This is a genomic window from Acinetobacter soli, from assembly GCF_018139125.1.
Lineage (GTDB): Bacteria > Pseudomonadota > Gammaproteobacteria > Pseudomonadales > Moraxellaceae > Acinetobacter > Acinetobacter soli.
Window position 1 is genome coordinate 549,360 of record NZ_CP073241.1, and the last position, 14,560, is coordinate 563,919.

At 42.4% G+C, this 14,560-nt stretch carries 13 protein-coding genes and 3 tRNA genes; 12 read left to right on the forward strand and 4 right to left on the reverse strand.

What is annotated here, in order from left to right; all coding sequences use genetic code 11:
• Nucleotides 1–21 precede the first annotated feature (21 nt).
• The 6 genes from purF (at nucleotide 22) to KCV09_RS02465 (ending at nucleotide 7,274) form a co-directional block, all read left to right on the forward strand.
• On the forward strand, nucleotides 22–1,560 hold the full coding sequence (gene purF / locus KCV09_RS02440) for an amidophosphoribosyltransferase (protein ID WP_004936661.1): 1,539 nt from the start codon (nucleotides 22–24) through the stop codon (nucleotides 1,558–1,560).
• Between the two features lie 81 nt (nucleotides 1,561–1,641).
• A complete protein-coding gene (locus tag KCV09_RS02445; protein ID WP_053469653.1) occupies nucleotides 1,642–3,531 on the forward strand; it encodes a M48 family metallopeptidase in 1,890 nt (629 codons plus the stop codon).
• A 93-nt stretch (nucleotides 3,532–3,624) separates the two neighbouring features.
• Nucleotides 3,625–4,266 (forward strand): hypothetical protein, encoded by a 642-nt coding sequence (locus KCV09_RS02450; RefSeq protein WP_212515476.1) that lies wholly within the window; start codon nucleotides 3,625–3,627, stop codon nucleotides 4,264–4,266.
• A 10-nt stretch (nucleotides 4,267–4,276) separates the two neighbouring features.
• Nucleotides 4,277–5,245, forward strand: coding sequence for a 2-hydroxyacid dehydrogenase (locus KCV09_RS02455; protein WP_212515477.1), 969 nt, complete (start codon nucleotides 4,277–4,279; stop codon nucleotides 5,243–5,245).
• A 138-nt stretch (nucleotides 5,246–5,383) separates the two neighbouring features.
• A complete protein-coding gene (locus KCV09_RS02460; protein ID WP_076032714.1) occupies nucleotides 5,384–6,814 on the forward strand; it encodes a M48 family metalloprotease in 1,431 nt (476 codons plus the stop codon).
• A 97-nt stretch (nucleotides 6,815–6,911) separates the two neighbouring features.
• On the forward strand, nucleotides 6,912–7,274 hold the full coding sequence (locus KCV09_RS02465) for a hypothetical protein (protein ID WP_004936674.1): 363 nt from the start codon (nucleotides 6,912–6,914) through the stop codon (nucleotides 7,272–7,274).
• A 9-nt stretch (nucleotides 7,275–7,283) separates the two neighbouring features.
• Here the strand turns inward: KCV09_RS02465 and KCV09_RS02470 are convergent, their stop codons facing one another.
• Complete coding sequence (locus KCV09_RS02470; protein WP_025094844.1) at nucleotides 7,284–7,727, reverse strand: GatB/YqeY domain-containing protein; 444 nt, start codon at nucleotides 7,725–7,727, stop codon at nucleotides 7,284–7,286.
• Between the two features lie 36 nt (nucleotides 7,728–7,763).
• Nucleotides 7,764–7,979: a 30S ribosomal protein S21 gene (gene rpsU / locus KCV09_RS02475; RefSeq protein WP_001136722.1), complete on the reverse strand. Its 216-nt coding sequence runs from the start codon at nucleotides 7,977–7,979 to the stop codon at nucleotides 7,764–7,766.
• Nucleotides 7,980–8,124: 145 nt separating this feature from the next.
• Between rpsU and tsaD the strand changes: the two genes are divergently transcribed.
• A complete protein-coding gene (gene tsaD / locus KCV09_RS02480) occupies nucleotides 8,125–9,147 on the forward strand; it encodes a tRNA (adenosine(37)-N6)-threonylcarbamoyltransferase complex transferase subunit TsaD (protein ID WP_212515478.1) in 1,023 nt (340 codons plus the stop codon).
• 65 nt (nucleotides 9,148–9,212) lie between these two features.
• Here tsaD and KCV09_RS02485 read toward each other — a convergent pair whose 3' ends face one another.
• Together KCV09_RS02485 and KCV09_RS02490 are read right to left on the reverse strand one after the other, a co-directional pair.
• Nucleotides 9,213–10,355: a DUF6670 family protein gene (locus KCV09_RS02485; protein ID WP_151816022.1), complete on the reverse strand. Its 1,143-nt coding sequence runs from the start codon at nucleotides 10,353–10,355 to the stop codon at nucleotides 9,213–9,215.
• A 117-nt stretch (nucleotides 10,356–10,472) separates the two neighbouring features.
• Nucleotides 10,473–11,348 (reverse strand): ATP-binding protein, encoded by an 876-nt coding sequence (locus tag KCV09_RS02490; protein WP_004936685.1) that lies wholly within the window; start codon nucleotides 11,346–11,348, stop codon nucleotides 10,473–10,475.
• Nucleotides 11,349–11,514: 166 nt separating this feature from the next.
• Here KCV09_RS02490 and KCV09_RS02495 point away from each other — a divergent pair, with 166 nt between their 5' ends.
• The 5 genes from KCV09_RS02495 (at nucleotide 11,515) to KCV09_RS02515 (ending at nucleotide 14,235) form a co-directional block, all read left to right on the forward strand.
• On the forward strand, nucleotides 11,515–13,020 hold the full coding sequence (locus KCV09_RS02495; RefSeq protein WP_025094848.1) for a DUF3336 domain-containing protein: 1,506 nt from the start codon (nucleotides 11,515–11,517) through the stop codon (nucleotides 13,018–13,020).
• A gap of 3 nt (nucleotides 13,021–13,023) precedes the next feature.
• Complete coding sequence (locus tag KCV09_RS02500; protein WP_151816021.1) at nucleotides 13,024–13,812, forward strand: protein kinase domain-containing protein; 789 nt, start codon at nucleotides 13,024–13,026, stop codon at nucleotides 13,810–13,812.
• 103 nt (nucleotides 13,813–13,915) lie between these two features.
• A tRNA-Leu gene (locus KCV09_RS02505) sits at nucleotides 13,916–14,000 on the forward strand.
• A gap of 50 nt (nucleotides 14,001–14,050) precedes the next feature.
• A tRNA-Trp gene (locus KCV09_RS02510) sits at nucleotides 14,051–14,124 on the forward strand.
• Between the two features lie 26 nt (nucleotides 14,125–14,150).
• A tRNA-Leu gene (locus tag KCV09_RS02515) sits at nucleotides 14,151–14,235 on the forward strand.
• Nucleotides 14,236–14,560 lie beyond the last annotated feature (325 nt).

Sequence of the window (14,560 nt, forward strand, 5' to 3'; positions counted from 1 at the left end):
TAGCTTGTCTGCGAGGTTGCTATGTGTGGAGTAGTTGGTATAGCCGGTAAATCGCCAGTTAACCAAATGTTGTTTGATGCATTAACGATGTTGCAACATCGGGGACAAGATGCAGCTGGGATAGTGACTTGTCATGATGGTCGTTTATTTTTGCGTAAAGACAACGGTATGGTGCGTGACGTTTTTCATACCCGTCACATGCGTGCACTGATCGGGAACTATGGCATCGGACATGTACGTTACCCAACAGCTGGTTCTTCAAGTAGTGCAGAAGCACAGCCGTTTTATGTGAACTCACCTTACGGAATCACGTTGGCGCACAATGGTAACCTGACCAATGCTGCGGATATTCATGACGATTTGTTTAAAACAGACTTGCGTCATATGAACACCGATTCTGATTCTGAAGTATTACTGAATGTTTTTGCGCACGAATTGCAAAAAAGCGGCAAGTTATCGCCAACAGCAGAAGATGTCTTTCATGCGGTTTCCCGTGTTCATGAGCGCTGTAAAGGTGCCTATGGCGTTGTCGCGATGATCACAGGACACGGTCTGGTGGGCTTTCGTGATCCAAACGGTATCCGTCCGCTGATTTATGGCTCGCGTGAAACAGAAAAAGGGCTTGAGTACATCATTGCGTCTGAATCTGTTGCGATTACAGCACTTGGCTTTAAAATTGAACGTGATATTCAGCCAGGTGAGGCGATTTTCATTAACGATCAAGGCGAAATGTTCACCAAGCAGTGCGCGGCTGATCCACAGCATCGTCCTTGTATTTTTGAATACGTCTATTTTGCGCGTCCAGATGCGATTATCGATGGGATTTCGGTTTATAAAGCGCGTTTGAAAATGGGTGAGAAGCTTGCCAGCAAGATTCTAAAAGAATGGGGTGAGGATCATGGAATTGATGTGGTCATTCCAATTCCAGATACAAGCCGTACTTCTGCGCTCGAACTGGCCAATATGCTAGGTGTGAAGTTCCGCGAAGGTTTCATGAAAAACCGTTATATCGGTCGTACCTTTATTATGCCGGGGCAACAGCAGCGTAAAAAATCAGTACGTCAGAAACTCAACCCGGTCGAGCTTGAGTTTAAAGGCAAGAACGTCTTGTTGGTTGATGACTCGATTGTACGTGGTACCACGTGTAATGAAATCATTCAGATGGCGCGTGATTCAGGTGCAAAAAAAGTATATTTCGCTTCAGCTGCGCCTATGGTCAAATATCCAAATGTCTATGGTATTGACATGCCGGCAAAAACTGAGCTGATTGCCTCTCAGCGTAGTGTTGAAGAAATTCAAGAAATCATTGGTGCCGATCGTTTGATTTTCCAAGACTTAGATGATCTTAAGAGTGCAGTACGTACCACAAAAGTACCAGATTTACGTGAGTTTGATTGTTCAGTATTTGATGGGGTGTATGTCACAGGTGGTATTGACCATACTTACCTAGAAAACCTTGAACAAAAACGTAATGACACTGCGAAAAAGAAATCCGATGGTTATATTGATGTGAATATCGATGCGGCTTCAGTGGATTTAACTGGAATTCATGAGCACTGAGTTTCCTTGATAAAAAAGCGGGTTTTTCCCGCTTTTTTATTTTATGATGGGGCAAAACAAGCGCAGTAAGGTTGTTTCAAGTTGAGAGAAGTTCGTCACTATCTGATAGAAAATAAAAATATCATGTGGTCGATCAGTATGTGTTTTCTTGCCATGCTGCTAACCATCTTTATTCTCAATGTTACGCTTGGGCTTGCGGTTCATTTTTTTGATTATACCCAGTCGATTGTCTGGCATGTTTTAAGTCCTTATTTACTCATTTTACTGTTTTTCATTATTGGTGGCTCAGCCGCTTATGAGTTTTATGTGTTTCGTGAAGGTGGACATTCACTGGCCAAACAGCTCAATGGGCGCCGCTTGGTATTGCTTAAAAGTACGCCTGAAGAGAGTTCCGCTTTAAAAATTTCCGATCAGCTGGCCAAAAAGTTTGCTCTCGAACCTCCTGTGCTATATGTACTGCCCGATGAGGTGGGGGTAAATGCCCTGACTGCGGGTTTTCATTCAAAAGATATTGTCATTATATTAACTTGGGGTGCCTTGCAAAATCTGGATGAGCTTGAATTATATGGTTTATTGGCGCATGAGTTTAATCAAATTCTTTCAGGCGAGGCTGTTGAAAATACCAAGTTAAAAATTCTCTATAGTGGTCTAACTACGTTCAGCCAATGGGGCAGTAAAATTGCCAAATTGGGTTTTAAGCCCTATCAGAAAAATAAACGACATAGATTTGAAACCATTTTGGTGGCCATTGGTGGCGTCATTTGGCTCACTGGCAGTATGGGGATTTTAATTACTCGTTTTATTAAATATCTCACCCTGAGCCGCCGTACCTTTCGAAATGATCTGAAAACCTTGCAATTGATGGATAGCCACGCCAATTTGCAAACACTACTACGAATTTACGTACACCACGCAGGGTCGCAAATTCATAGTGTGTATTCTGAAGCCATTGCACATATGTGCTTTGCTAATTCACTCAGTCCACAAAGCTGGATGAATATCCACCCGAGTATTGAAGATCGTATCCATCGGCTTAATCCTTCAATTTTACAAGATTCACAACTTGAGAATTTAAAAAAACTACGTAGCCGAGCACTGTTTAGTTTGTTTATGCCACTTGAAGACGAACATGATGAATTTCATATTACTTGGACATCACCACAGCCTTTACCGCTGCTGCGGTTATCACCGATCAGCTTTTCTTTAAATGATGCCATCAAGCCGTTAAATCCTGAAATTCGTCAAGGTATGCCAAGACCTGAGCTACTACAGCGAGCACTCCAAACTGCAACAGGCTCGCGTGAGGTTATGGTGGCGATTTTAATGATCCGGCAGTATCGCGAATTTATTCCGCAAGATGCTGCGGTCAGTCAGGCCATTGTAGATGCGCTACTCCATTTAGATGGTCGTGTGCATGTGCAAATTTTTCATGAGGCATGTCGTAACATTGGCAATATGCCGGCGAGTATTGCACGTCAGTTTCTGACCCGTTTGGCTCTAATTATTCAAGAGGATGGTGAAATTGGGTTGCTCGATGCGTTGTTGCTTGAGCGGGTAAAGTATGAATTGAACCTGATGCCTAATCATACGCCTTCTGCATTAGAAGATGTCAAACCGCAGATTGTGCGTTTGATCGATGCTTTACTGCATGTGCAGCAAATCAATAGTCCTAATCAGCTTGAAGTACGAGAGCGTATCTTGCAAAGTATTTTAACCTTTGAGGATATGCAGCTCTTTTCCGAAATATCCGATGAGCCGATTGACCTAGCAGAAATCTTAAATGATATCGCAGGGCTTTTGTTGCGTGATCGTCTGAGTATTTTAGGTGTGGCTGAGATGTGTCTCTGGAATGATCGTATTATTACCCAAGATGAAATGGATGTTTTAGAGTTATTGTATTGGCGCTTTGGATTTGAGTCTGCCAATATTGTGGATGAAATGCAGAAGAAAAATAGCCTCATGATTATCTAAATGCTATGTATCAAAACAGGCAAGAGAAAAGGCTGCAAAGCGGGCCGAGACACGTTAAAATGCGCGTTGAAATGAATGTATAGATAGAAACGAATGGTCGGTCAGCAGCGGAATATTTTAGCAGCAATGGGTGTGGATGTATGGATACCACGTCATCACGTTGCTCAAAAAAATACAGCGGCGTCCATATGGCGTGATCAAATGCCCGAGCAACAACTGGCCGTACCTAAGTATGTAGATGTTGCTGTCAATATTCCTGAAACAAAATCTTTACCTGTATTGGAGTCGGTTCAGGAACAACCGGTTCATGTTGAAATTACAGCACAACACACTGTGCCTCAACAGCCTAAAGTACTGCTCGAACTTGAAGCACTGGTCGAATGTGATGCGTTTCAGCTTGAAGCATATTGCTTTCAGGACAAAGTGTTAGTGATTGATGCAACTGGATTAACCGAGGCTGAAATTCAGCTTTGGTCAAATATTCAAGCCGCTATGCCAGGTGAGTATGCTGAACTGAGCTGGCCATTTCCGCGTTTAGATTTTAGGGATTCACGTGGGGTGCAGGCCTATGTTCAAGGGTTTTTAGATGCCATAGCAATCGATAAAAAAGTGTTATGCTTGGGTAAGCTGAAGTTTTTAACACATACAGATTGTATGTATCTGGCCAGCTTAAGTGAGATGTTGGAAAAGCCGATACTCAAAAAACGTTTGTGGACATTAATGCAGTCATCGTAAAGGGAAAGAAATGAAAAAAAAGGTAGTGGTATTTAGCCAGATCGACTCAAAAATATTAGCAAAATTACAAGAACTCTATGACGTTCGGGTTTTAGATCCTAAGCAGGGCGATATCAATACTCAAATTCGTGAAGAAGTTGTCGACGCGCATGGCATGATTGGAGCGGGACGATTACTCAACGAATCAAATCTGGCACCAGCCAAGCACTTAAAAATTATTTCAACGGTAAGTGTCGGTTATGACAACTATGATGTGGATTATCTTAATCAGCGTCAGATCTGGTTGGCACATACACCACATGTATTGACCGAAACCACAGCCGATCTGGCATTTACCTTGTTAATGAGTGCAGCGCGTCAGGTGCCGCATCTAGATCGATGGACCAAATCAGGTGAATGGAAGCGTACTGTTGCTCCAGCACAGTTTGGTCAGGATATATACGGAAAAACACTGGGTATTATTGGACTGGGTAATATTGGTGCTGCTATTGCGCGCCGTGGCCTGTACGGCTTTAATATGAATATTCTTTATCATAACCGCCGTGAAAAGTTGGCGCTTGCCCAACCACTAAATGCAACGTATTGTGATTTAAATACACTGCTACAATCGTCTGATTTTGTGGTGGTGGCAGTAGACCTCAATACGGAATCTGAAGCATTAATTGGTAAAAATGAGCTGGCTCAGATGCAGTCTCATGCTGTGCTGGTCAATATTTCTCGTGGTTCGGTGGTTGATGAGGCTGCGCTGATTGACGCCTTAAAGCAGCAACAGATTTTTGCTGCAGGTTTGGATGTCTATCAAAAAGAGCCTTTACAATCTTCAGAGTTGTTTGAACTAAACAATGTGGTGACATTACCGCATATTGGTTCGGCGACTGCGCAAACACGCTATAAAATGGCAGAGCTTGCGTTTAAAAATTTACAGACAGCACTAGATGATCAGACACCAGCCTATCTGGTCAACCCGGAATTTAAATAATTTTTAAAGCAATAACGGCTTCACTGTAAAAGAATCATGATTAAACTCTTCTAACACTTTGTAGCACTTTACGAATGTTGTGGGTGCTATAGTACTAAAAATTCGTTCGGCCTGAGTGTGAAGTTGAAACGTAGCATCATGATTCTGGGAGTCACTGCGGTTGCCACCCTAGCATCGGCACATTCCGATTTTAATTTTGCTGATCATAGCGTGCATTTTGATGTGCCTGAAATTTCAAGTGGCGTGGGTTTGATCGATCAACAAAAAGAAAAACAGATCGGTGAAAAAGTATATCGGGAAATTCAGAAACAATTACCTGTTATGCATGATCCATGGTTGCAAGATCAATATGCCCAGATTTTTTTCCGAATTTTAGGGCAAACTCAAATGAGCCAGCCTGTCGGTTTAGTGATACTGAAAAGCCCTCAAATTAACGCCTTTGCTGTGCCCGGTGGCTTATTTGCACTCAATACTGGCCTCATTGCCAATGCGCAAAATATTGATGAAGTCGCTGGTGTGATGGCGCATGAAGTGGCACACGTTACGCAGCGGCATTATAGCCGTTCTCAAGAAGCATTTAAGGGGCAAGGATTACTGGCGCTTGCAGGCATATTGGTGGGGGCGGCACTGGCGACTAAATCGAATGGTGAAGCAGGCTCTGCACTGATGTTGGGAACGCAAGCAGCTCTCATTGATAAACAACTGACCTATAGCCGTAATCAAGAGCGTGAAGCAGACCGAATTGGCATGCAATATATGTATGCTGCTGGTTATAATCCGCAAAGTATGGCCGATTTTTTTGAAACCATGCAGCGCTCTAGTGTTGGGATTGGGTTTTTACCCGATTTCTGGATGACTCATCCACTCACCACCGAGCGAATGAGCGAGGCACGATTAAGAGCGAATCAATTGCCTAAAGTGACACATAGTTTATATGATCCGAATTTTCAAATATTAAAATGGTACACAGCGGCCGTTTCGAATCAAGCGACGGAAGAACAACTTAAAACAATCGTAAAACAAGGCAACAATGAAGCGAAGTTTGGGCTTGCTGCGTTTTATTTAAATCGGGGTGATAGTCAGGCTACGCAAAATGTCCTCGATAGCCTTCCAGATTCGCTCAAGCAGCATACTTTATTTGCTCTAATTCAAACCGATGTGTATTTGGATCAACATAAGTACGAGCAGGCTTACGCTGTTATCAATGCAGCACAGAAGGTAATGCCAGAAAATCGTGCACTGAGTTATAAGCTTGCAACTGTTTATATTCAACAAAGTAAACCATCGCAGGCGCAACAATTGGTACAAAAGTTTATTAATCAAAATCCGAGAGATATCGAGGCATGGCGCCTGATGCAGCAAGCCGCAGCACTTCAGCCACAGACTTCAGTCAATCAAATCAATGCTTTGCGTTATCGGGCTGAAGTACAGTTTTGGTCAGGCAATGAAGAAAATGCAATTAAATCGATGCTGCATGCTCAGCGTTTGGCGACAACTAATGCTGCTTTATCTGCGCGGATTGATCAACGTTTAAAAGAAATGCAGGCTGACCATGCTTTAAACATTTAAAAATAAATGTTAAAAAGCATCATGAGTAAGTAACAGCTCTCTAAATCTTTTATACTTTTAAAAATTAAACCGAAGATGAATGAAATAATTGAAAATAATGAAATTGAATCAGATACTCGTTGTGGTTTTTTGTGTGGTGATGCAGCAGGGGCATGCTGCAATGCCTGAACGCTATTTAAATGCGGTAGATAAAATATCCAAGCAGTACAGTGAACAAATGAAAACTTTCCTGCGATCACTCAATCCGAAACAAACTGGATTTAACGATGCGCAAAAAGCACAGTATTGTGGCATGATCGATCAGTACATTGATCATATGTACGCAGTTACAGAGAAGTATCGTGGAGATTTACCGCTATCTTATGCTCGTTTGACCAAACAGGATTTGATTCAACAAGTATTGGCATCGAAGGAGATGCAACTGGTGAAAGCCTACAATATTGAGTGTACGTTTAATTAAGTTTTTCTATTAACTCAATTTGGCTTTGATTTTGGAAGAGACTTGTGCAGGATCGGCACGCCCGGCTATGATCGGACGTAGAGAATTCATCACCTTACCCATATCTTTCATGCTAGTAGCACCTTGAGCAGCAATCGTTTGCTCAATGAGAGAGTCAAGCGCTTCCTCAGTCATAGCTTCTGGTAGAAATTGAGAAATAACCTCAATCTCGGCTTGCTCTTTACTAGCTAAATCATCACGACCAGCGCCTTCAAAGGCTTTGATCGATTCTTTACGCTGTTTAATTTGCTTTTCAATGACCGCAAGAACTTGCGCGTCGTCAAGCTCTTTGCGCTCATCGACTTCGATTTGCTTAATTGCTGCCTGAAGACCACGAATCACCATTACTGTTGCCATTTCTTTGGCACGCATTGAAGTTTTTAATACGTCAGTAATCTGGTCTTTTAAAGTCATCGTCGTCATCTTTTTAGGCAGTCAATCACAAATTAATTAGTAAAGGCGAGTAGTGCGAACAGATTCACGCGCCAATTTCTTTTGGTAGCGTTTAACAGCAGCAGCTTTTTTGCGTTTACGTTCTTGAGTCGGTTTTTCGTAGAACTCGCGCTTACGAACGTCAGCCAAAACACCCGCTTTCTCGCATGAACGCTTGAAACGACGGATTGCTACGTCAACTGGCTCGCCTTCTTTCAACTTAACTTGTGGCATGTAAAATCCTCTAGATTATGGATAACATCTAACGCACGATTGCACTAGATGACAAGTGAAGGTCAGTATTTTACTCATTTACAACTGATATCACAAGTCTATAATAGCGATGACACAATTTTTGTAGCATGTAATAGGCGGTTAAATGATTGTTTTGGGTCTTGAAACATCGTGTGATGAAACGGGTCTGGCGCTTTATGATAGCGAACGAGGGCTACTCGGACAGGTCCTCTACAGTCAGATTAAACTTCATGCAGAATATGGTGGTGTGGTGCCTGAGCTGGCATCACGCGATCATGTCAGAAAAATGATTCCACTTCTGGATCAGCTTTTAAATGACAGCCAAATTAAAAAATCACAAATTGATGCAGTGGCCTACACCCGTGGTCCGGGCCTGATGGGCGCACTCATGACTGGCGCCTTATTTGGTCGTAGTTTGGCATTTGCTTTAAATAAGCCGGCAATTGGCGTGCACCATATGGAAGGTCATATGCTTGCACCGCTGCTTTCTGCAACACCGCCCGAATTTCCTTTTATTGCGCTGTTGGTCTCTGGCGGCCATACCCAGTTGATGGCGGCCTATGATATTGGCAAATATGAATTACTGGGTGAGTCTATTGATGATGCAGCAGGTGAGGCCTTTGATAAAGTTGCGAAAATGATGGGGTTGCCTTACCCGGGCGGGCCAAATATTGCCAAACTGGCTTTACAAGGCAATCCCGAAGCATTTGAGTTTCCGCGTCCAATGTTACATCAAGGACTAGATTTTTCTTTTAGCGGTCTGAAAACAGCGGTTTCGGTGCAATTGAAAAAATTAGGAGAAGAACAACGCGATGCCGATATTGCGGCGTCTTTTCAAGAAGCGATTGTTGATACATTAGTAAAAAAATCTGTTAAGGCACTTAAGCAAACCGGCTTAAAACGCTTGGTGATTGCGGGTGGTGTGAGTGCCAATGTGCGTTTGCGGGAACGTTTAGAGCACTCGTTAGCTAAAGTTAAAGCACAGGTCTATTACGCAGAACCTGCACTCTGTACCGACAACGGCGCCATGATTGCGTTTGCAGGTTATCAGCGTTTGAAATGTGGTCAGCATGACAATCTTGTCGTGACCACAACACCGCGTTGGCCCATGACCGAGTTGTCTCATCCAGCGCAAACCAATCAATGATCCTGACCATGTTGTAAAAAGGCATCTTTATCAAGATGCCTTTTTTATTGTATAGCAGGAGTATCCTAGGTTTTTGGCATGAATTCACTGCCGTACTGCTCATTGAATGATTTCTGATCTAAATTTTGTGGATCCATTATATCGATATGCGCCATCATGCCATGACCATGGCTTACAGAATTGAGCTGTTGTGCTTTAAATTTAAAGCCTGCGATGTAGCCTTGGCCATAGCCTGTGTAAGGCAGGGAGTTGAGTTGGGCATAGACAGAAAGCCGCACATCACCATTATTGTCATAAACAGTCCATTCGAATTGCTCAGCGACTAAGGTGTCGTGTCCGTTGGGGGATTGCATAGGAGACGGTTGATACTGAATGATAGAAAAAATAACATCATTATAGACCTCGCATAAACCACCGCTATGACGAATCAATACCGTATTGCAAAGCGGCTTGCCTGCTAAATCCATACGATAAAAAATCACTTGTGTTTGCGCATCTAAATTAAGCATATGCTGCGTAACAAAATAGACGGGCAAGCTGCCGATAAGCTCTCGTGCATAACTATTGGGTGTAGATGCAAGCGCACTTCGCACAAAATCAAAAGTGCCTGTTCCTTGCACCTCATCATGTTTTGAATTGGTCTGTATATAACCGCTATAACGTGTCATAAAATTTAAATGATCGTAGAGCCAAGATTTAGCTAACCGAGATACAGGGCTGCATAGCGAAACCTCAATTTCATAGCGAAGCGATGAAGATTCACCTTTAATTTTAAAGGTGGGAGAGTTGCCCTCAATCAATAGCTGTTGTCCCAAAAGTAATTTATCTGTGCTCGAGATTACATCAGCCTTATGAAATGAATCGCTGGAGTTGATTGTGCTATCCAATAAATGACAGTTATAGGCTAGCCGGACATCTGCAATTGGATTTGTGGCAGAGGCATTATGTGTATCTAGACCATAAAGCCCAGATTCTCCAAAGCTTGCACGTACATTCAGAAATGTTTCAGGCTGAATTAGATTGGGAAAACAAAACTGATATTGGGCGTAATGGTAACGCTCATCATTGAGATAAGGTTGAATAATCGATCTGAGATCTGAATGCGAATTGGATGCTTCTGAAAACTGAAAGATGGGGTAGAGGTGATGTATGGCTTTAGCAAGCCACGCTGTTCTAGCATTCTTATTGGGCGCAGAGAAAATATTCATTGGATTGCCTATCTTCTTATCATGTCTATGCCTATTTTAGAGGCGATAACAAGACAGGCTACAGGGCTATTGATGTCAGTTTCGGGTCATAACAGGACGTAAATTCAGATGAATTGTCTAACAATTTTGGTGAAGTTGCTGCGATCCGATCCAGTGCTTGGAAAACTGATACGCTGCTCGGCCTGAACGTTGTCCGCGTGACTGACTCCAGCGTAAGCTTTCGGCACGAACTGATTCATCAAATGCAAGACCTGCTTGTGCAATGTAGTGCTCGACAATTTCAAGGTATAAGTTTTGATCCATCGGATAAAAAGAAAGCCATAAACCAAAGCGATCTGAGAGTGAAATTTTTTCTTCGATGGCTTCTTGAGGGTGTAATTCTTTGTACTGAGGAACATCAACTTTAGTGACCGGTGTATTTTCATGCATAAACTCAGGCAGTAAATGACGACGGTTACTGGTGGCATAGATGATAAAATTGTTTGACCCAGACTGAAGTGAGCCATCTAATACACTCTTCAGGCTACGATAATTTTCATCTTCAGCGTTAAATGCTAAATCGTCACAATAGACAATAAATTTTTCTGGCCGTTCGGCAATGATTTTCTGAATAAGCGGAAGATCGCTTAAATCATCACGCTCAATTTCAATCAGGCGTAAACCCTCAGCCATATATTCAGTTAAAAGCGCGCGCACAATTGAAGATTTTCCCGTGCCTCGTGAGCCCGTGAGCAAAATATCGTTTGCTGGAAAGCCGTGCAGAAACTGTAAGGTATTTTGTACGATTTTTTTCTTTTGAGCTTCAATGCCTTTTAAGTCATCGAGTCGAAATGTCTTGGGCGTATAGATCGGCTTTAACTGTCGATCTTGCCATTTAAATGCGGGTGCCGAAAAATCGGGTGCTTGAGGTAGCTCAGGTAAAGTCTGCTGTAACTGATTTAAAACACGAGATAAGGTCTCAATCAGATGATCGGGTAAATCGAAACTTGCCATAGTAGAGGTCGATATGTATCAAACAGAATAGCTCAAAGAGTATATCGACTTGCGTGGCTTTTAAAGGGTTGATTGTGAATCAATTGATCACAAGAACATTTTCGCAATTGATCAAATCCGATTGCTGTAGCATAGTTTTGAAACCACTCATCCTATAGGACATGGTATGTTCGCTATGAAAAAAACGGATATGAATCCCTATCAGGCATATCGTATCAAGAAGTTAAAATATCAATTAAAAAATGCTGAAACCTATTCGGAGTGGAAGTCGATTGCCTTGCAACTCGACGAAGAAACAGGATCGCAAGAGTGGAAATTTGATAACAGCTCGCCTTATTTCGATGCGGAACTGATCTCGTATCGGTTGAATTTACTACGTAAATTTAGGCTGCAACAACATGTGTTAGATACGGTTTATTTGCTACAAGAAGGATTAACACATGACATTGCCAATATTGGACACCCGATGCTGTTTGCCTCGACTTACGTAGGCACCAAACAAATCATTGAAGATTATATTGAAGAAGTGTCTGCGTCACTGGCGTTTGTCGCAGGCAGTCAATGCCAGACGCTTACCCATGCAGAAAAAATCCGTTTTTTTAAAAATTGTCAAAAAACCTATGGACAGCCGGCACTGATGTTCTCAGGTGGTGCGACATTGGGCTTATTTCATAGTGGTGTATGTAAGGCACTGATGGAACAGGACTTAATGCCGAAAGTGCTATCGGGTTCGAGCGCAGGTGCTATTATGGCCGGTATGCTTGGAACATCGAGCCCATCGGAGTTTCAGCGCATTTTGGCCGGCGAGACTTTTTTTAGTGAGGCTTTTCGCTTTCGGGATACAAAAGATTTGCTTAGAGGTAATGGTGGGCTTGCAGATGTCAAATACCTTAAAACTTTTCTGATTGAAAACTTGGGAGACCTGACCTTTTCTGAGGCTTTAGAAAAATCAGGCTTGCATATTAATGTAGCGGTTGCGCCGTATGATGGTTCTCAAAATGCCCGCATTATGAATGCTTACACGGCACCAAATCTGCTGGTCTGGAGTGCTGTGCTAGCCTCATGTGCTGTTCCGGTGCTCTTTCCGGCAGTTCGCCTGACCAGTAAAAACCGTGATGGTGAGCATACGCCCTACATGGCCAATACCAGATGGGTGGATGGCAGCGTAAGAAGTGATTTCCCGCAAGAAAAAATGTCGCGTCTTTATAATTTGAATTACACCATTGCCAGTCAGGTTAATCCGCATGTGGTGCCGTTTATGCAAAGCGACATTTCTCGCTATCGAAAGGATATTTTAAGCTGGCCTCAGCGAATTCTTCGTCGCCAAGGAAAAGTCATATCGCTGGGGATTATGGATTTTACTCGCGAGCGCTTAGGCACAGTAGCACCGGTACGCCGCTTGCTTGATCATGGTTATGGAATCGTGGGGCAGCGATATTATGGTGATGTGAATATTATTGCACCGTTCAATCTGCGCCAGTACAAATACATGTTACAAAACCCACGCCCACATCTGTTCAAGCTACTTCAGCAGCAAGGAGAGCGTGCAACATGGCCAAAACTTTCTGCTATTGAAACTTATGCCCGAATTGGTAAAACCATTCAGCATTGTATTGAAGTGCTTGAATATCAAAAGGGAAGTACGACTCAGCGTAAGCCACTCAGCGCATAACCGATGTTTAACGATCATGAGCTGATATTACACACGCATAGTCATCGTTTTGCGTTAGGGCGCCGTTTATATAAATTTCGTGCAGAAGGGCAGCAATACTGGCTCAAAGCACAAATTGCAGAGACTCATGCTGAGACAGAAGCAGGCTTTCACAATGAGATTGGATTTTATCAATGGGCCAGTAACCGTATAAGCCATATTCTGCCAGCGCGAATTGAGACATTAGGCATGCTTGGTCAAGAGCGAACCACTGGAGATATTCTGATTTTACCGCATGCAAGTTCAATGTTTGCTGTAAGCGTGCATGAACTTTCATTTGACATCGTGGTAAAGCGGATTAAGCAGTTGCTCGATTGCTTGCATGACTATGAACAATCTGGCTGCATTCATGGCGATCTAAAGCCAGATCACTGTGTAATATTCAATAATCGCGTTTGCTTGATCGATTTTGAGCAAAGTGATTCTGCCTACATGCATCCACCACCGGGTATAACGGCAACCCCGCGCTATATGGCACCTGAGTTGTTTCATGGGGCACAAAAGAGTATCGGTAGTGATTTATATGCACTGGGAGTGATGCTTTATGAGTGGTTGAATCACACCCGATTAACTGCGAAAAGTTATCGAGAGTGGGCATATTTGCATTGTCAAACATTCGATTTACAGCTAGTACATGAATATTCAGGGCTTTATCCTTTACTTGATGGACTTTTAAAAAAACAGTTTTCACAGCGATTTACATCGGTAAGTGAAGCAAAATGTACATTTGATCAGCTAAAATTGACGATATAATAAACATAAGCCTTTGATTTGATTTTTATTTAATCAACCGGTTGTTTTTTTGAAAAAAAGACTTGTCATCATGAAACCTTATCGATAATATACACAGCCATCGGGGGGCGTGGCGAAATTGGTAGACGCACTGGATTTAGGTTCCAGCGCCGCAAGGTGTAAGAGTTCGAGTCTCTTCGCCCCCACCAACTTAAAACTGAAGTAGTTTTAAGTGACCTGAAAACAGGTCAGATGTTAAAGAGGATTGGTGTAATGGTAGCATGACGGTCTCCAAAACCGTTCGTCAAGGTTCGAGTCCTTGATCCTCTGCCAGATATTGTTGTAAATACCCAGGTTTTGGGGGCGTGGCGAAATTGGTAGACGCACTGGATTTAGGTTCCAGCGCCGCAAGGTGTAAGAGTTCGAGTCTCTTCGCCCCCACCATATAAAGCAGTATGCATAAGCAGACTGTGAAGATCTTGAAAAGGTCAATAAAAAACCCATCATGTATATGATGGGTTTTTTGTTTTTTAAGTGTTTAAAATTTATCATCTCATCACTTATAGCTAAAACCAATAATTCATATAAGAAATTACGTGAATATTCAAATTTATTTAAATTTCAATATGTTACTTTTTAAGTTGTTTTTTCTGCTCTAAGCACTGCAAATGTTGAAAATGCACGATTCAAGATTTATTGCATGGTTAAAGTTTTACCTATAAAACACAAATCGATCGAATAAAAACTGAGATCATTCTTATTTTAAATA